Raw genomic sequence first — 17,922 nt, forward strand, 5'->3', positions numbered from 1 at the left:
TCGATGCAACACACTGAAGACTGCGCGCGCAACGGGAGTGTTGCGAGATGTCCCAACGACCGAAGATTTATTACAACGAATTCCAGAAGACGCTAAGGCCGAATGTTTTCACCCGGCGTGGCCAACTCTTGAGTCACCCAGTCGATAAAAACGCGGACGCGTGGTGAAAGCTGGCGGCTATGCGGATAAAGCAGCGATACCGGCGTGGGTGAAGCCGGAAAGTCGGGAAGCACCGATATCAGTGCTCCTGCCGCCAGGTCCGCTTGTACGTGATAACGAGGTACCTGGATCAATCCGAGCCCGAGTTTGGCGGCCATGACGTAGGTTTCCGCGCTGGTAACAGTCACCGTTGACGGCAGCGTGATATTTCTTAGCGTGCCGTTGACCGTGAACTCGAGCGGCAATGCCATGCCGCTGGCCGACGAAATAAAACCGATGCTCACGTGCCCGGCAAGTTCATCGATGCTGCGAGGGTTGCCGTGCCGCGCAACATAGGAGGGACTGGCGCAAGTCACTTCGTCAAGCAGCGCCACGCGCCGTCCGACCATCGCACTGTCCTGCAGGTCGCCGACGCGCAGTACGCAATCGACGCCTTCGCGCACCAGGTCGACCAGGCGATCACCCTCGCCGATATGCAGTTGAAGGTTGGGATAGCAAGTGAGAAACCCCGGTAGTGCAGGCAACAGGAAGTGGCGCGCTAGCGTGCCGTGCACATCGACCCGCAGCAGGCCGCGCGGTTTGGCGTCACTGAAGGCTGCCTCGGCATCTTCCACATCGCCCAAAATCGTAATGCACCGGCGGTAGTACGCCTCGCCATCCAGAGTGGCTTTTACATGGCGGGTGGTTCGCTGCAGCAAGCGCACACCCAGCCGCTTTTCCAGATCCTTGATCACCTGGGTGGCGGTCGAACGAGGCCAGTCGAGATCCTGTGCGGCCAGGGTGAAGCTTTGCCGTTCGACGATCCGGGTGAACAGCCGCATGACGTCCAGACGGTCCATAGCCCACACTATTGTTCGCTTATACGGAATTATATTGCCATAAATTTGGTGATTATTTACCAAATTAGAAAGTCTAGAGTTCTCCCCAAGCCGGCACAAGGCCGGAATCCGGAGAAAACTCATGAACAAGCCAATGCAGAAAGTCGCCCTGGTGACAGGCGCTTCGCGCGGGATAGGCGCCGCGATCGCGCAACGTTTGGCCAACGATGGCTTTACCGTCATCGTGAACTACACGGAAAGCGCCGCACCGGCGGAGGCCTTGGTGCGCGCGATCGAACAGGCCGGCGGCCGTACTCTTGCCGCAAAGGCCGATGTCAGCGATGCCGCCGATGTACGTCGACTTTTCGATGCCGCGGAGACCGCTTTCGGCGGCATCGATGTGTTGGTCAATAATGCCGGCATCATGAACCTTGCCAGCATCGCCGACACCGACGATGCCTCGTTTGATCGCCAGATCGCGGTCAATCTGAAAGGTACGTTCAACACGCTGCGCGAAGCGGCAACGCGCCTGCGCCCGGGCGGCCGTATCATCAATTTTTCCTCTAGCGTCGTTGCGTTGCTGCAACCGACTTACGCGGTGTACGCGGCGACCAAGGCCGGCGTCGAAGCGATGACGAGTGTGTTTGCCAAAGAGCTACGCGGGCGCGCTATCACTGTCAACGCCGTTGCACCGGGTCCGACCGCGACCGATTTGTTCCTCAAAGGCAAACCGCAGGAAGTGGTCGATCGCCTCGCCAAACTCGCTCCGCTTGAGCGCTTGGGGCAGCCTGGCGATATCGCCAATACGGTGGCGTTTCTGGCGGGCCCCGATGGCGCCTGGGTCAACGGCCAGGTACTACGCGCCAACGGCGGAATCATCTGATCACACGGGAATGGCAGCGCAAGCCGTCGCGCATTTTTTCTCAACTTCGCAAACAAGGAATCCCAATCATGAAGCAGGTTATCGTCATTACCGGTGCATCCAGCGGCTTCGGCGCGCTGGCTGCTCGAGCGCTGGCCCATGCCGGTCATACTGTCTACGCGAGCATGCGCGAAACCACGGGGCGCAATGCACCGCAAGTTGCCGCCGTACAGCAGTATGCGGCCGAGCATGCTGTCGACCTGCGTACCGTCGAGTTGGATGTCGCCTCGGAAGCATCCTGCGAAGCAGGCATCCACACGATCATCGCGGCGCACGGCAGACTCGATGTAATCATCCACAACGCAGGTCATATGTCGTTCGGGCCAGCCGAGGCCTTTACGCCAGAGCAATTCGCCCAACTCTACGATATCAACGTGCTGAGCACGCAACGGGTGAACCGTGCCGCGCTTCCGCAGTTGCGCAAACAGCAGCAAGGACTGGTGATCTGGGTTTCGAGCAGCAGCGCGCGTGGCGGTACGCCGCCTTATCTGTCTCCGTACTTTGCAGCGAAAGCAGCGATGGATTCGCTCGCCGTGAGCTACGCCAGCGAGCTATCGCGCTGGGGCATCGAAACGTCGATCATCGTGCCGGGTGCGTTTACCAAGGGCACCAATCATTTTTCCCATTCGGGCTCGCCCGCCGATCAGGCTCGTGCTGCCGAATACGATCAAGGTCCTTATGCCGGCCTGCCAGAGCAAAGTCTTAAAGGTCTCGCTTCGCTAGAGCCGGCTGACGCCAACGCAGATGCTGTTGCGGACGCTATCGTTGAGGTTGTGAATATGCCCTTTGGCAAGCGTCCATTCCGCACGCATATCGATCCATCTCAGGATGGTTGCGAGATCGTCAACGGTGTTGCGGACCGAGTTCGGGCGGAACTGTTTCGTCGTATTGGCCTTGACGATTTGCTTCATCCGCGAGACCTCGCTCAATCGGTTAGTTGAAATCAACGTGGTTCTATGCCGAACGTTTCGACGCTACGCTGCCTTGGTAATCGCCTGCTGAGTTCCTCCATCGTGATGCTCCGTCGTGTATGGCCCGGCGCCGCGTTTTCATGCCGGGCCCTCTTCACCCGAGTTGCAGGACACATCCGAGGTCCGCATTGCGCGGCCGCAATGAAGGGCGGTGAAGGTGCGCTTATCGACGCCACGATTCTGCAGAGAACAGCAGAACGAAGGTTGATCTGCCCTACCCCGATAACCACCCCTAATCACCCTGCACCATTCCACCTTGGGCTGACCTTCCGTACGACGGGCCTTCAAAAAAAACGACCGACTAGATTCTGGGTTGCGGCGAATACACAGCGACAGTTCTCTTATTCAATCCAACAAGACCTCGTCTATATCTTCGAAGGGAGACGCCCTGTCAATGGGCATGACTCTGGCTAGTTCCTTTTGTCGCGCTAGACCGGCGTCTTTGTAGCGCCAAAATCGCATATGTAGATTATCCTTATCCTTTAATCCTAAAGTTATAAGCATGCCGCATTTTATCGAATGAATCAGGAGAATGGGCAATGCAAAAATAAATAGATATCTTTTAATTTTACGGTATCGAAACCTTGCCAACAGTACCGCAGATGGAATGTGTCCTGACTTCGCCCCCTTCTCCAGCATTTTTCCGGCCATTGGACGATCTTGAAAAATATCTAGTCGCGCAATCATAAATGCCCCCATAAATGGAGACGATTTGTTTGCTTTTAAAAAATAGCGCATACCCATTCTTGCGTTGCGCGCCAACCTTTTTCCCAGGAATAGCGCCTCGCCCGCAGCAACAAGAACCTCAGGATCAGTCGACCGCATACCGAAATTCGCAAAGAATTCGTATTCGGAGCTTAATCCTGTACGCTGCGCGATTAGTGGAAATTTATGGATCAGCATGGCTGCGGCAATTGCAGCTTTAGGATCACCCCCTCGCGCAGAAGCAACCTTATCCCAAAGTAAGGCGGTGTTGCTTTCTTCAGATTTGATCATTGACATGGATTCTGAGTGCCTGCCGGCAATACTGGTGGTGCGAACCAAGGTATAACCCCGGGCGGCACGATCAAAGGTGGCTCGTCTCCAGGTAGCCCACCCCGGGGCGGTTCGTCCACAGGTTCTGTTGAAACTGGAGGTGTCTCAGTAGGCGGGATGGGCTCATGTACCTCCCCAAGGCATTCCAGCGCCTGACTCAATACTTCTGCAGTTGGCATCGTGTCAGCAACTATAGCTTTGGGTGTGGCCGCGGCTCCGGCCAGCACATTTACCGACGCATCGGTTGGGCAGCATTACTTCGGCGCGCGCTGTGCCATCACCATAGCCTGCATGACCGCCTTGGCCACCGCACCCGGCTGATCGATCTGGATGTCATGCGAGGTATTGGCGACGTGCACCAGCGTACCGCTGGAGGACGTGGCGACGATCTGCGCCTGCGTGTGGGCGCGGGCTTCTTCCAGCCCTTTGCGGTCACGCGGCAACGCATCGGCGTAGGTGCTGGCGGCGGACAGCACGATCAGGGGTGTCGAACCGTGCGTCTCCTGCTTTGACACGGGCTGTTTGAATATCTCGACATTGTTTTGAAGTACCGACAGCACGGTGTGCCAGTACGCCGGCTTCGACATGAGGGCCAGGTTCACCGCGTTGAGCTTGGCGCTGGCGAGCGGATCGGGTCCGCCGAGACATTGACTCAGTTTCGGATCGGCGGATGACAGTTCGTGCTTTTCGGCGGCGGCCTCGCATTGGCGAATAAACGCGAACCGCTGTACCGAGAGGGTGTCTTCATCCTTTTGCCAGCCAGGAGCGAACCGGCCGATGTCTTGTGCGGGCGGATCGAGCAAAACCATCGCGCTCACGTCCGTCGGATAGCGACTCGCGTACAGCCGAACGATGTTGCTGCCCAGCGAATGCCCCACCATCACCAGAGGAGTGGCAAGGCCGGCGCGCTGGATCAGCGCATGCAGATCCGACACGTCGGCATCGAGACCTCGCGGCAACGGCCCCTCGCTGCTGAAGCCGAACCCTGCCCGGTCGTATGCGCAGACGCGCGCGTGCGCGGCCAAGAGCGGCTGCACCTTGTACCAGGTGGAGGAGTCGGCGACCGCGCCGGCCTCCAACAGGATGGTCTGCGGCCCGCTGCCCGAACAACGCAGATTGAGGTAGCGGCCTTGGCCGAGGTCGATCAGCTTCGCCTCGTGCGCATAGCTGTCCGGTATGCGCTGCGAGGTGGTGCCGTGGCTGGCTCCAGTGGCCGTGGCCTGGCCGAACATCGCGGCCAACAGGAGGGCGCCGCTCGCCTTCAGGTACATCCTGTTCAAGGTATGTCTCCCCTCGATGGTCCGGACAGCACGCCGAATAACCCCCTTCATCGACATGAGGCGACGCAGGAAGTTCAGGGAGTTCGGATCACGTGGGCAAAATGGGTGTGTACCGCTGAGCGGAAGAAGCGGATGACCTTGGCCAGTCCCTCGTTAACGGCCCGCTCTTTATGCCTCGATTTAAGAGTGACGCAAATCAACGGAGACGCCTCACAGCAAAGCTGTCAAAACAGGAATAACAACACAAAGCGATAACGAGACGTGGTCTCGGGAATGGAGCTTTCGTCAGGCTATCGGGCCACGCTAACGTTCGCCATGCAATTTTCCCCACTGAGCCAACGCATCGAGCGAAGGACGAAGTGTTTCTCCCAATGGCGTAAGCGCATAGCCCGCGTGCAGCTCCAGCTCAGCGCCATGGTGCATCACCATGCCGTCGCGCTGAAGTTGTGTCAGTTGCTGATTGAGGACTTTGTGCGAGATGCCGGGCATGGCGCCTTGCAGCTCGTTGAATCGTTTGGCGCCCGAGGCCAGCTCCCACAGGATCGCTGGCTTCCATTTGCCGGCGATCGCTTTCAAGGCAAGCTCAACCGGACAGATAAAGGTGTTCTGTTCAAGCAGAGACATGGCGATCCATCTTCGTTGGAGTCGGCACGCTCAACCCGACTGCGCGAGGTTACCGGATGGTGCGTATCGCGCCGCCTTCCAAGAAAACATAATGCGGCCACCATCCATGGCCATCGCGGAGAATGAGCGTGATCGTTGAGTATATTCGTTACAAATTGCCGCCGGCGACGTGCGCCGCCTTTGAAGCGGATTATGCGCGTGCCGCCTCAAGCCTCGCGGCCAGCCCATTCTGCCTCGGCTACGAATTGAGCCGATGCATGGATGAAGCCGGTACGTATGTGCTTCGAATCCGCTGGACCTCTGCCGACGACCACTTGCAGAAGTTTCGCAAGAGCGAGCACTTTCCACCCTTTCTGGCCGCCATACGCGCCTACGTGCCGCTGATCGAGGAAATGCGCCACTACGAGCTCACCGCCGTAGCAGGTGGCGTTGCTGATTGAATGTACCTGGCCGCCCCAACACGCCCGTGCGATGCTCGCCTGCCAAGTTTGGCGGCATCGTGCGGCAAATCCTCAAAAGAGGGCCTCACAACGCGGCGCCGCACAGCCATGGCGGCCCTATGCTGTCGCACCCATTCAACTGAAGCGCGTCATGGCAAACATTCTCTCCATCCTGACCAGCGACGATCCGCGCCTGCGCCGTTGCGCTGAACCAGTCGTTGCCGTTGATCGGGATATTCGCCTGCTGATCGAGGATCTTGCGGCCACGTTGGCCGAATTCCGTCAGAGGGTGGGGTTTGGCCGCGCCATCGCAGCGCCTCAGGTCGGCGCCAATCTGCGCATCATTGCCGCCCACCTCGGCGCCACGCCGTTCGCGCTGATCAATCCTTCGATCGTCTGGAAAAGCGACGAGACCATGGATGTGTGGGACGACTGCCTGAGCGTACCCGGCCGTCTCGTCAGGGTTCGGCGTCATCGCTCCATCAGCATGCGTTACGTCGACAAACACGGTCAACCGCGCCTCTGGGAACGCCTCCCGCCGGACCTATCGGAGCTGTTCCAGCACGAGATCGATCACCTTGATGGAGTATTGATGCTGGATCGGGCCGCGGGTGAAGACGCGATACGCCCCCTTTCGGAGCGGTCCCAGCTCCCGACAGTTGCCACGCCGACGCACCGTGTCACCCTCGACGGCATTCGGGCGGCCAGCCTGGAGGTGGACCCGGTGTTTCTGCACAGTCCGCAATTTCTCTGCGAGCCCCTATCCGAGGCCTTGGGATGCGAGCTGACCATCAAAGTGGAAACGCTCAATCCGATCCGCTCTTTCAAGGGACGTGGCGCGGACCATTTCTTCCGTTGCGCGCGCACTCGTGGAGATGCGCGACCCATGGCCTGCGCCAGCGCCGGCAACTGGGGGCAAGCCATGGCTTATGTAGCGCGCAAACGAAGCGAGCCGATGGATGTCTTTGCCGCCACATCCGTGAATACGCTCAAGGCCAGGCGCATGCGGCAGCTCGGTGCCACGCTGCATTTGCAGGGACGCGACTTTGACGAGGCCAAGGCGCTGGCCAGGACCTATTGCGCCGAGCACGGCAAGTGGATGGTGGAAGACGGGCTCGAACCGGAAATCAGCGAAGGGGCCGGCAGTATCGCCGTGGAGCTTCTGGCGACGACACCTGCCCCGGATGTGGTGCTGGTGCCCTTGGGCAACGGCGCCCTGCTCAATGGTATTGCGCGCTGGGTCAAGGCGGCGGCACCTGCAACACGAGTCATCGGCGTTGTCGCTCGCGGTGCGCCCGCGATGGCGCGCAGCTGGAAGGCTGGTCGCGCCATCGATGAGGATGCCGCCACCATTGCCGATGGCGTGGCTGTGCGCGTGCCGATACCTGAAGCAGTTGCAGACATGCTGCCTCTGGTCGATGACGTCTTGCAGGTCGACGACGCGGTCATCGTCGACGCCATGCGCCTCGTGCACCGGCATGCAGGCGTGGTGACCGAACCGGCTGGAGCGCTGGGCATCGCCGCCTTGCTCGCAGATACGGCCACCTATGCCGGAAAGCGCGTCGCCACCCTGCTCTGCGGCGGAAATCTCGCTGATGAAGACGTACGCCGGTATCTGTCCTGAGCTGCACCGCAAACCGGCTGAAGGATGGCTCAGGCGTGAGCAAGGCCATCTTTCAACGGTAAACTCATCGAACGACCAATCACCCAGACGATCGGAATACCCACCAGGGCGATGTGACTGAACAGCTCCTCGACAACGCCAGCGACCGCAAAATTCGGAAAGAGTGACGGCCAGCGCAAAGGCAAGACGATGAGATACATGACTGCATAGAGCACGAGTCCGTAGACCGTTCCGACAAGCACGGGACGCTCTGCAAGCTCCGGTTTGCGACCGCTGGCGAAGGCGAAAGCGCCAACCATCACGAACATGATGCAAAAATGCAGAGCCAGGCCCACGACAATAGCTGCAAAGGGCGCATGCCTTGCGCCAACCCATACCGCAGAGGCGATGCCAACGGGAACGAATACCGGGTTGTGTCCAGCGATCGCGGCATACAACCCGGCAGAAAGGATGTCGAGGACACCGGCAAGCAAGGTCGCTTTGAGAATCGCGCTCGCACTGATTTTTCGGGTACGGTCCATTTGATCTCATCCGGTAGGGAGCAAGACGGCCGAACGGGAGCGGGCCGCCCTGCTGGTGGCAAAGGCGCCGGGGAATAGTGAGCGCATCCACGATGCACGTGGCTCCGATTTCGCCAGGAGGACCGATCGAGCCGGTCGAGCGGTACCAGGACAACTTTTCAGCAGCATTCTGCTAGAGCAAACTATGCCGCGCATGGGACAAGACAGCGGACAAATCGATCGCAGGCGGTTCTGGCTATGCCAGGTTGCGGGTTGGCTGGCTTACGGCCTGGTCAGCGCGCTGGGAGCGCTGCCCTATCGAGATACGTATCCCGTATTGCTGTACTTTCTTGGCACGTCCGTCGCCGCCTTTTTCGCCAGCCTGGTGATGCTCGCCCTGTCCCGGCATCTGATCGCCAAGCGGGCGCCGTGGCTGAAGACCATTGTGCTGACCGTGGCAGTCGCCTATGTACTCGGTATTGCCTGCTCGACGACCGGAACGGTCGTGGAGGCCTTGTGCGGGCATGCAAAGCCCGGAGGGGTGCATTGGAGTTCGGTTGCCCTGGTCGGGTTCGCCAATGCGTTCGCCCCGGCGATCATGCTGCTGGCCTGGAGCGCGCTTTATCGCGGGGCCTGGCAGTGGCGCGAAGCAGGCGAACGGGAACGGCAGCTTTTGGCGGCGGAGTCGCTGGCGCGGGAAGCGGAACTCAAGGCGCTTCGCTATCAGATCACTCCTCATTTCCTGTTCAACGCGCTCAACGGCATTTCCACCCTGGTGGGCGAAGGGGAAACACAGGCGGCCCGGCGCATGATCTCCCTGCTGGCGAATTTCCTGCGCTCGACCCTGGAACCGTCGCAACACGGCGACGTCACCATCGCGCAGGAACTCACCCAGGTCATGCAGTATGTAGAGATCGAGCGCGTCCGGCTTGGTCAGAGGCTGGTCGTGTCGGTGCATTGCGATCCCGCCGTAAGGGATACGCAGATTCCCCACCTGCTGCTCCAGCCGCTGGTGGAGAATGCCATTCGCCACGGCATCGCCGCCCACACCGGCGAAGGCAGGCTTTCCATCACGGTGACGAGCGAAGGGAGCGACGTCCGCATCCGCATCGAAAACAGTACCGGCGCAACGCAGGAGCACGGCAACGCCGCCGGCGTCGGCTTGAACAATACCGCCGAGCGCCTTGCCGCCCGCTACAAAAACAACTATCGATTCTCTACTTCGGTCGACGCGCAACGTGGCTGGAACGTCACCATCGAAGTTCCGCGGCAAGCCTTAGCGGGGGTGGCGTGATCCGCGTAGTCATCGTCGATGATGAACCGCTGGCGCGCCGTGGCGTAAAGGTGTGCCTGCGGCGAGCACCTGATGTAAGCGTGGTTGGCGAGGCCGATTGCTGCGAAGACGCGGTGGAAATCATCGATCGATTGCAGCCGGAACTGATCTTCCTGGACGTGCAGATGCCGGGCCTGGATGGCTTTCAGATGCTCTCGCGACTGAAGTGCCAGGACCCGCCGCTGGTCATTTTTCTTACCGCCCATGCGAGCTACGCACTCAAGGCCTTTGACGTACGCGCCATCGACTACGTCATGAAGCCTATCGACGACGACCGGTTCGCCGACGCATTGCGCCTGGCGCGCCAACGCCTTCTGGAAAGGTCCGCCGGGAAACAGCTGGCCCATTCCGCAGGTCAGGAGAATCCCCGGTGGGAACCGCGTTTGGAAGTGCGCAGCGGCGGGAAACTGCAGTGGGTTGAAGTCAGCGATATCGACTGGATAGAAGCCAGCGGCGATTACGTAACGCTCCACGTGGGAAAGCGCACCCACATGATCCACTGCAGTCTCGACAGCATCGAGCAGCGCCTGCACCCAACGCAATTTGCGCGCATCCACCGCTCGAGCATCGTCGCGCTGGAGCGGATGCAAGGCTTCAGCCTGTTGCCCAGCCGGGATGCCATCATCACCCTGAAAGATGGCACCGAACTTCGCGTCAGCCGGCGCTTTCGCCACCGTCTGCGACTGGATACCGCTCATTCGCGATTGCCCTGAATCCGTGCAAGCTGCCGTTCGTTGCTACAGGTGCCGTGTCTCCGCAGGCGTTTCGTCCCAATTGTCGTTGAGTCCGTCGAAATACGTCACCGGCGCATGCATCAATTCATCGATATCGACGCCATCGAGGCAGGTAACGTTGATGTTGTAATACTTGCTGCCGCTCATATTGGGCATGTCGACCCATTCAAATGCCCTGATGCCGCAGTGCTTGCAGAATTGATGATGCGCGACCGAATTGCCGCGCCCCCGATAGTCGGTGAGATCGCCCTCGCCTGCCAGCAAGCGAAATGCCTCGGGAAATGCATTGACCGACCACAGGCGCATCTTGCTGCAGATGGTGCAATTGCATTTGCCGGTGCCGGCACTGATATCGAGGTCCGCTTCGAAACGAACGGCACCACAGTGGCAGCTTCCAGTGTATGTCTTGAGCATCGAATCCTCGCCACATCCCCGTGATCAATGGCCTTGCATGTCGGCAGGCGTGCCGTCGGACCAATTGGGCACGGCAACCAGGAACACCAGAATGGGCGGCAAGCCCTTCACCTGGGCTTGTTGATCCGGAGTGAAGAACCAATAGGGGCTGGACATCACGGGCGAACCGTCGGCGCCGGAGCCCCAGTCGTTGCCATCCTTGACCTGGGTAAAGAACATGAGATGCGGCATGTCGTGTCCGCCCTGGTCGGTCAGGTATGACGACTTCGACATCATGTAATCCATGGCGCCGCTTTCCAGGCTTGGCAGTTGCTTGCGCTCGAATGCCGCCTTGAGCGCCGACACGGCCTCCGCCTTGGAACGGCCCTCCATGATCATCTTGGCGCGCAGATAAATACCGGGTACCAGTGAACGCGCAGCCTGAGGATTCAGGCAATCGGCAGCCCGCACTTTCGGGTTCCAGAATTCGGGCCAGTCGAATGGCCCCATCCAACCCCTACCTACCCAGCAGACGAAGCCGTTCTTGCCCTCCACCGCTTTTTCGTAGCCATGGTGCCCCAGCACCAGGACCGTCGCGTCGCGGGAAACGGATGCCGGCGCCGCACTGCGCGCCAGGGCGATCTCGGCGGCCTTGTCCGGCATCAGGTATTGATCGACCGGGGCCATCTTCGGATAGCTTGGCGCGGCGTCTTGCGCCATCGCTACCTGTGCCGTACCAAGCCCGGCGAGCAATACGAGGCTCGAGACTATCGTTGTGCCCATCCTGTTTATGCGCATGGTCCCCTCTCCGCCATCGATCATTTCAGCTAGAAACGTGCCGTGTAGCTCAGCTCTTCCCGGGAGGCAGGCACGAGGAAAATGAGGCCGGTTGCCCCACCTTTCCTTAGTGACGAACGGCCAGACCGGAATTCGACAGCAGCCGGGAAAATTTTTGACAGGCGCGCGGGCAGCCGGAACTACATCCCCTTTCGCAGGCGCCCCACCTCATAAGGCGTAACGTCGCCCTGCTTGCCGCCGAAATGACCGATCACATAATTGGCCAGCGCGGCGACTTCGGTATCGGAATAGGTCTTGCCGAAACCGGGCATGAAGATATTCGGCCCCTGCGCGCGCAAGTCTTCGCCATGCAGAATGATTTGCGTGACATTGGCACCATGCACGTCGTTCACGCCGCGGCTGCCGAGCAACGATGCATAAGGCGTCTGGCGGCCTTTGCCATCCCATTGATGACAGCTCGCACACGCACCTTCAAACAGGTGCTGCCCGGTGCTGCCGGCTTCGCCGTTACCGGGCGCCGCAGCGTTGGAGGCCATGGCCGGCGCGGCACTGGCATCGATGGTGATGGGCATGCTCCCTTCGCGTGCAGGAACGGCGCGCAAATACGCAACCAGTGCCTTGGTGTCGGCGTCATCAAGGAAGCGCAGACTGTTTTCGACCACCTCGGCCATCGGGCCGGCCGCCGAACCCCGGCCGTCGGCGTGCCCGGTATGCAAATAGCTCGCGATGTCGTCATCGGACCAGGCGCCAATGCCGTGCTGCTTGTCGGAGGTGATGTTGTAGGCTCGCCAGCCTTGCAGTTCCTCGCCAGCCAATGCGTTGCTGTGCTCCAGGCCGAAACCGGCATTTCGCGGGGTATGGCATTCGCCGCAATGTCCAAGCGCTATCGCCAGGTACTTGCCGCTGTTCCACTGCGCCGATTGCGCGGGGTCCGGCGCAAAGCGCTGGCTCTTGAAGAAAGCGGCGTTCCAGAACCCCATCAACCAGCGCTGGCTGTAAGGGAAAGACAAGTCATTGGGGCGATCGGCTTGCGCAATCTTCGGCAAACTGAAAAGGTAGGCCTTGATTGCCAATACGTCGCTGCGGCTGAGCTGTGTGTAAGACGTATAAGGGAATGCCGGATACAGATGCTGGCCGTCCTTGCGTACGCCTTCGCGCACGGCACGCACAAAATCGTCGTCGCTCCAGCTGCCGATACCGGTCGCATCATCCGCCGTGATATTGGACGAATAGATGGTGCCGAACGGCAGCTTGAACACCACGCCACCGGCAAACGGCTCATTGGAACCAGGCACAGTGTGGCAGGCCGTGCAGTCGGCGGCCTTGGTCAGATATTCGCCGCGCGCCACGACATCGGCCGACACCGGTGCGCCGGCCATGACGGGTGCGGTTCCGTCAGAACTATCCGTGCGATTCAAATAGGCATAGGTGCCGACACCCAGCACCACCAACACCACGACGATGGCGAGGAAACGGATCACGTTGCGTCCCTCCTCTCAGGCCGGCTCGCCGATACCACCGACTTCAGCGCGTCCGGGCTTTGCACCAGCAGGCGGCGATCCACCGGAAGCTCGTACAGTCGTACGCCGGTTGCCGCAAAGATGGCATTGGCGAGGGCGGGAGCGGCGATGGCCGTGCCTACTTCGCCCAGGCCTCCCGGCGGCTCCGCATTGACCACACGATAGAATTCGACACTCGGTGCCTCGTTGATACGCAGGCTGCGATAGTCGTTGAAATTGCCTTGTTCGATGCCGCCGTCCTTGATCGTAATGGCATTGAACATGGCGGCGCTGAGACCAAATAGCAAACCGCCCTGAATTTGCGCCTCGATCGAACTGCTGTTGACGATCATGCCGCAATCGAGCGCCGCCACCACACGCCGCAGATGCACCTCGCCCTGCGGCGTCACTTCGGCTTCGACCATGGCGCAAATGCGGCTACCGAACGGTTCGCCCAAGGCGATGCCGCGCCCCACGCGTGACGGCAGCGTCTTTCCCCAGCCGATTTTTTCCGCGGCAAGATTCAATACGGCAAGCGTGCGCGGATTTTTCTGCAGCAATGCGCGTCGATATTCCAGCGGATCTTTGCCGGCGCGATGCGCCATTTCGTCCACGAAGCTTTCCACCACAAACAGATTGTGAGTAGGCCCCACGCCACGCCACCAGCCGGTAACCAGGCCGATGGGCATGTCGTGGCGAATCCATTCTACTTTCTTCGCCGGAATGTCATAAGGCATCTGCGCGACACATTCCACCGCATCGCTGTCCATGCCGTCCTTGCCCATCGCCGGTGGCGCGAAGCGTGCCAGCACCGAGCTGCCGCTGGTGCGGTAACCGAACCAGGCCGGCATGCCGTTGGCATCCAGCACCGCCGAAACAACGTCGTGATACATCGGGCGAACGCGGTCGTGGCGAATGTCTTCCTCGCGTGTCCACACCACCTTCAAGGGGTAGGAAACCTGCTTGGCCAAGGCCACGGCCTGCTCTACCCAATCCGTTTCCAGGCGGCGCCCAAAACCGCCGCCCAGGTATTGGTTGTGCAGCACGACCTTGTCTTCGGCCAGGCCGGTGATTTTTGCCGCCGCCTGCAATGCACGCATTGGCACCTGCGTGCCCGTCCACACTTCGCACTTGTCGGCAGTGACGGAAACCGTCGCATTCATCGGCTCCATCGTCGCGTGCGCAAGCATCGGCGAACGGTACTCAGAGTGGACCGTCGTGCCCTGCGCAGGACGCGAGCCGGTATCCACCGCAACGATGGATTGGCCATGGCGGGCGCTTTCCGCCAATGCATCGCGCAGTTGCTGCGTCGTCAGCGTGGCATTGGGGCCGTGGTCCCAGGTGATGTTCAGCGCCTGCAGGCCCTGTTTCGCTGCCCAGAAGTGATCGCCCACCACGGCGACGGCGTTGTCCAGGCGCAGCACCGTCACGACGCCCGGCACGGCGCGCGCCGCCTTGTCGTCCACACTTGCGAGCTTGCCGGCCAAGGTTGGACAGGCCATCACCGTGGCGATCTTCATGCCCGTCAGCCGCACGTCGATACCGAATTGCGTCGCGCCCTTGACCTTGTCCGGCGAATCGACGCGGCGCATCGGCTTGCCGAGCAGTTTGAAATCCTTGGGATCGGTCAGCTGCACTTTGTCGGGCATGGGCAGTTTGCCCGCAGCAACGGCCACCGCACCAAACGCCACGCTACGCCCCGACGCTGCGTGATGAATCACGCCGCGTTCGACGGTGCAGGCGGCGGGATCGACGTGCCATTGCGCAGCCGCGGCCGTCACCAGCATCGTGCGCGCGACGGCGCCCGCTTCGCGCAGCACCTGCCAACTGCCGCGCGTGCTGGTGGAGCCGCCGGTGATTTGTCCGCCCAGCAACGGCATGCCGTAGAGTTCGTCGCTGGGAGGTGCGTGTTCCACGTTGATCTGATCCAGCCCGACACCCAATTCCTCGGCCAGCAGCATGCTTGCGCCTGTATAGACGCCCTGCCCCATTTCCACCGACGGCATGACCAGGCGGATGGCGCCATGGGCGTCGATGCGAATGAAAGCATTGGGCGCAAACGGCGGGTTGCCGTCCGCCAATGCTGCTGCCGCGTCGCCGGGCTGGCGGCGCGCATCGATCATTGCCCTGGCCGTGCCCACGCCACCGAGCCACAGAAAGGCGATCGCCAGCCCACCCGTCTGCATGGCGTGGCGGCGCCCCAGATCGATACCGTCATCGTGCCGCGTCATGGCGCAGCTCCTTTGGGCTCGCTAACGAGGGTTTGCAGCAGTTCCTGCTTGCCCGTCGCGGCCTGTTTGATCGCGGCACGAATGCGCACATAGGTGGCGCAGCGGCAAATATTGCCGGACATGGCCGCGTCGATATCTGCGTCGCTGGGGTTGGGCACCCGCTGCAACAAAGCCGCTGCGGACATGATCTGCCCGGACTGGCAGTAACCGCACTGCACCACATCCACGTCCAGCCAGGCTTGCTGGATCTTCTGGCCGCTCGGCGTATTGCCCACCGCTTCGATCGTGGTGATGGCACGTTGGCCGATGGCGCCGACCGGCAGCACGCAGGAGCGCACCGCCTCGCCGTCCAGGTGCACCGTGCAGGCGCCGCATTGGGCAATGCCGCAACCGAACTTGGTGCCGGTGAGGCCGATCACGTCGCGCAACACCCACAACAGCGGCATGTCGTCCGGAACGTCGACCGGATGGGATTGGCCATTCACGGACAAGGTCAGCATGGATACCTCCGCACGACGCCGGCGAGCACGCGGAAGCCGGACTGAAGCCGCCAACCGGGCAAATCCGCTGTATCGCAACGGTATATCAGAAGATGGCATGAGGCGATAGGATGAATTGCATGCCACGTGAATGTTCCATTCGCCCGCGCGGCCCTGGTCCGGAGACGGTTTCGTGCGCTATATACCTCACACCATGACGCACTCGCTGCGCCTGCCTTTCCGGCGCTGGAACCGATGAATTCGGCACGTGAACTGAGCACTCTGATCGAGGCACTGCGCAAGCTGCATGACGATGCTTCGTCCAAGGCCGCGCTGACCACGCTCACCCGCACCCGCGGATCGACCTTTCGCCGCGCCGGCACGCGCATGCTGGTGCACAGCGACGGCAGCGTGGTGTGCGAACTGTCCGGTGGCTGCCCGCAACGAGACATCGTGGCGCGCGCGCTGGAAGCCATCGACAACGGCGCACCGCGCCTGGTGTCCTATAACGGCGACTCGGGGCTGGACGTATTGATGGAGATGGGCTGCGGCGGCGAGCTGGAAGTATTGATCGAACCCTTGCTGGGGCGCCGCGACACCGACTTTATCGACGTGCTCGCACACTGTCTCGACCGTCGCCTGCACGCGCACGTCGCCACGTTGTTTGCCATCGACGGCAAAGCAGTGATGCCGCAGCGGCAGATATGGAACGCAAACAGCATCCTGCACGCCTCCATCAACGACCCATCGCTAGCGCAGGCAATCATCGCGCAGACCGCCGCCAACACTTTGCAGCGCGCTACCACTCTGCGCCTGCCCTCCACGTTCGGCATGACGGATGTATTGATCGAGGCCATCACGCCGCCACACGCACTGGTCGTCATCGGCAGCAGCGCCGCTGCACGCGCGCTGCTGCCGCTCGCCCGCGCACTCGGCTGGCAAACCACCCTGGTCGACCAGGATCCGGCACGCCTGCGCAGCGTCGGTCTTCCGGCCGAATTGAACACCGTGTGCGCCACACCGGCGCAGCTGCGAACATCGTTGCCATGGGATGAACACAGTTCCGTGGTCGTGATGACGCACAATCTCGAACACGACATCGCCTATCTGCGCGAGCTGATCGGTGCGCCCATGGCTTATATCGGAGCGCTCGGCTCGCGCGAGCGTGTCGCCCGCATGCGCAGCGATCCGTCGCTCAACGGCCTGCATCTGCATGCGCCGGCAGGTCTGGATATCGGCTCGGAGACGCCCGAGGAAATCGCGCTCGCCATCGCCGCCGAAATCATGGCCGTGATCAACCGGCGCCACGGCGGCTCGCTGCGCGATAACGACGGCACCATCCATTGACCGGGCACGCACCCGCATCGCCCGTCATCGTCGTATTGGCGGCGGGAGAAAGCCGTCGCTTCGGTGGCATCAAGCAACTGGCCGAGATTGCCGGCGAACCGATGCTGCGTCGCGTGGCACGAACTGCGCTGGCCAGCCACGCACCGGTGCTGGTCGTCACGGGTGCGCATGTCGACGAGGTGGCATCCGCACTTGATGGATTGCCGCTTGCTACCGTGCATTGCGAAACCTGGCAGCTCGGCATGGGGCATTCGATCGCCCGAGGCGTGGGCGAATTGAAGCGACTTTTTCCGAACGCTTCCGGCGTGTTGCTGTGTTTGGCCGATCAACCGTTGTTGCGCCTCTCGACGATCCAGGCGCTGCTTGAACGACACGCACAGGTGCCGGATCGGCTCATCGCCACGACGCAGCATGGCGTACAGGGACCACCCGCACTGTTTCCGCGTGACTGCTTCGATGCGCTAATGTCGCTCACTGGTTCGCGTGGTGCACGCGCCGTGCTGGAAAAGCAAGCCGAGCGAGTAGACGCCATCGCCTGCGATGATCTCATCGACGTGGATACGCGGGAAGACCTCGAACGTATACATCAATGGCTGGCGAGCCAATCGTAGGTTGGGTTAGCGGAGCGTAACCCAACTGAGGAGCGTGTAAAGAAGAGCGAGAAGTAAGAGGAAGCCAATGCCGCGGCTTACATTGCTCTGAATTCTCGCTCCTCTTCACTCACGCTCGGGCCGT

18 protein-coding genes are annotated in these 17,922 nt (G+C 61.0%); 8 read left to right on the forward strand and 10 right to left on the reverse strand.

Features of this window, described 5'->3' with window-relative positions; all coding sequences use genetic code 11:
- Nucleotides 1–92 precede the first annotated feature (92 nt).
- Complete coding sequence (locus tag ISS99_RS04435) at nucleotides 93–998, reverse strand: LysR family transcriptional regulator (RefSeq protein WP_204630378.1); 906 nt, start codon at nucleotides 996–998, stop codon at nucleotides 93–95.
- A 121-nt stretch (nucleotides 999–1,119) separates the two neighbouring features.
- Between ISS99_RS04435 and ISS99_RS04440 the strand changes: the two genes are divergently transcribed.
- The gene (locus ISS99_RS04440) at nucleotides 1,120–1,860 is read left to right on the forward strand and encodes an SDR family oxidoreductase (protein WP_239537659.1); all 741 of its coding nucleotides are present in this window, start codon (nucleotides 1,120–1,122) and stop codon (nucleotides 1,858–1,860) included.
- A 68-nt stretch (nucleotides 1,861–1,928) separates the two neighbouring features.
- Nucleotides 1,929–2,840 carry an SDR family oxidoreductase gene (locus ISS99_RS04445; protein ID WP_204630379.1) on the forward strand — a complete coding sequence of 304 codons (912 nt, stop codon included), beginning with the start codon at nucleotides 1,929–1,931 and terminating at the stop codon, nucleotides 2,838–2,840.
- A 375-nt stretch (nucleotides 2,841–3,215) separates the two neighbouring features.
- Here the strand turns inward: ISS99_RS04445 and ISS99_RS04450 are convergent, their stop codons facing one another.
- The 3 genes from ISS99_RS04450 to ISS99_RS04460 form a co-directional block, all read right to left on the reverse strand.
- Nucleotides 3,216–3,866: a hypothetical protein gene (locus tag ISS99_RS04450; protein WP_204630380.1), complete on the reverse strand. Its 651-nt coding sequence runs from the start codon at nucleotides 3,864–3,866 to the stop codon at nucleotides 3,216–3,218.
- A gap of 293 nt (nucleotides 3,867–4,159) precedes the next feature.
- Nucleotides 4,160–5,176 carry an alpha/beta hydrolase gene (locus ISS99_RS04455; RefSeq protein ID WP_239537674.1) on the reverse strand — a complete coding sequence of 339 codons (1,017 nt, stop codon included), beginning with the start codon at nucleotides 5,174–5,176 and terminating at the stop codon, nucleotides 4,160–4,162.
- Between the two features lie 312 nt (nucleotides 5,177–5,488).
- A complete protein-coding gene (locus ISS99_RS04460) occupies nucleotides 5,489–5,809 on the reverse strand; it encodes a winged helix-turn-helix transcriptional regulator (protein ID WP_204630382.1) in 321 nt (106 codons plus the stop codon).
- 122 nt (nucleotides 5,810–5,931) lie between these two features.
- On the opposite strand from ISS99_RS04460, the gene ISS99_RS04465 reads away from it, so the two are divergent.
- Both ISS99_RS04465 and ISS99_RS04470 read left to right on the forward strand, forming a co-directional pair.
- Nucleotides 5,932–6,249: a putative quinol monooxygenase gene (locus ISS99_RS04465; protein ID WP_204630383.1), complete on the forward strand. Its 318-nt coding sequence runs from the start codon at nucleotides 5,932–5,934 to the stop codon at nucleotides 6,247–6,249.
- Between the two features lie 151 nt (nucleotides 6,250–6,400).
- The gene (locus tag ISS99_RS04470; RefSeq protein WP_204630384.1) at nucleotides 6,401–7,873 is read left to right on the forward strand and encodes a pyridoxal-phosphate dependent enzyme; all 1,473 of its coding nucleotides are present in this window, start codon (nucleotides 6,401–6,403) and stop codon (nucleotides 7,871–7,873) included.
- 29 nt (nucleotides 7,874–7,902) lie between these two features.
- Here the strand turns inward: ISS99_RS04470 and ISS99_RS04475 are convergent, their stop codons facing one another.
- On the reverse strand, nucleotides 7,903–8,394 hold the full coding sequence (locus ISS99_RS04475) for a hypothetical protein (protein WP_204630385.1): 492 nt from the start codon (nucleotides 8,392–8,394) through the stop codon (nucleotides 7,903–7,905).
- Nucleotides 8,395–8,578: 184 nt separating this feature from the next.
- Between ISS99_RS04475 and ISS99_RS04480 the strand changes: the two genes are divergently transcribed.
- Together ISS99_RS04480 and ISS99_RS04485 are read left to right on the forward strand one after the other, a co-directional pair.
- A complete protein-coding gene (locus ISS99_RS04480; RefSeq protein WP_204630386.1) occupies nucleotides 8,579–9,667 on the forward strand; it encodes a sensor histidine kinase in 1,089 nt (362 codons plus the stop codon).
- Nucleotides 9,664–10,419: a LytR/AlgR family response regulator transcription factor gene (locus tag ISS99_RS04485; RefSeq protein ID WP_204630387.1), complete on the forward strand. Its 756-nt coding sequence runs from the start codon at nucleotides 9,664–9,666 to the stop codon at nucleotides 10,417–10,419. Before ISS99_RS04480 ends, ISS99_RS04485 begins: the two co-directional genes overlap by 4 nt.
- Nucleotides 10,420–10,443: 24 nt before the next feature.
- Here the strand turns inward: ISS99_RS04485 and ISS99_RS04490 are convergent, their stop codons facing one another.
- The 5 genes from ISS99_RS04490 to ISS99_RS04510 all read right to left on the reverse strand — a co-directional run bounded on the left by ISS99_RS04490 (nucleotide 10,444) and on the right by ISS99_RS04510 (nucleotide 15,861).
- Nucleotides 10,444–10,854 (reverse strand): GFA family protein, encoded by a 411-nt coding sequence (locus tag ISS99_RS04490; RefSeq protein WP_204630388.1) that lies wholly within the window; start codon nucleotides 10,852–10,854, stop codon nucleotides 10,444–10,446.
- A 24-nt stretch (nucleotides 10,855–10,878) separates the two neighbouring features.
- Entirely contained in the window at nucleotides 10,879–11,616 is a 738-nt protein-coding gene (locus ISS99_RS04495; protein WP_204630389.1) for a hypothetical protein, read from the reverse strand.
- 194 nt (nucleotides 11,617–11,810) lie between these two features.
- On the reverse strand, nucleotides 11,811–13,112 hold the full coding sequence (locus ISS99_RS04500; RefSeq protein ID WP_204630390.1) for a c-type cytochrome: 1,302 nt from the start codon (nucleotides 13,110–13,112) through the stop codon (nucleotides 11,811–11,813).
- On the reverse strand, nucleotides 13,109–15,361 hold the full coding sequence (locus tag ISS99_RS04505; protein WP_204630391.1) for a xanthine dehydrogenase family protein molybdopterin-binding subunit: 2,253 nt from the start codon (nucleotides 15,359–15,361) through the stop codon (nucleotides 13,109–13,111). The genes ISS99_RS04500 and ISS99_RS04505 overlap by 4 nt, the downstream gene beginning before the upstream one ends.
- On the reverse strand, nucleotides 15,358–15,861 hold the full coding sequence (locus ISS99_RS04510; RefSeq protein WP_204630392.1) for a (2Fe-2S)-binding protein: 504 nt from the start codon (nucleotides 15,859–15,861) through the stop codon (nucleotides 15,358–15,360). Before ISS99_RS04510 ends, ISS99_RS04505 begins: the two co-directional genes overlap by 4 nt.
- Nucleotides 15,862–16,095: 234 nt before the next feature.
- On the opposite strand from ISS99_RS04510, the gene ISS99_RS04515 reads away from it, so the two are divergent.
- Complete coding sequence (locus tag ISS99_RS04515; RefSeq protein ID WP_204630393.1) at nucleotides 16,096–17,187, forward strand: XdhC family protein; 1,092 nt, start codon at nucleotides 16,096–16,098, stop codon at nucleotides 17,185–17,187.
- The gene (locus ISS99_RS04520) at nucleotides 17,184–17,798 is read left to right on the forward strand and encodes a nucleotidyltransferase family protein (protein ID WP_204630394.1); all 615 of its coding nucleotides are present in this window, start codon (nucleotides 17,184–17,186) and stop codon (nucleotides 17,796–17,798) included. Before ISS99_RS04515 ends, ISS99_RS04520 begins: the two co-directional genes overlap by 4 nt.
- Nucleotides 17,799–17,922 lie beyond the last annotated feature (124 nt).

The organism is Dyella mobilis (assembly GCF_016904945.1).
GTDB lineage: Bacteria > Pseudomonadota > Gammaproteobacteria > Xanthomonadales > Rhodanobacteraceae > Dyella_B > Dyella_B mobilis.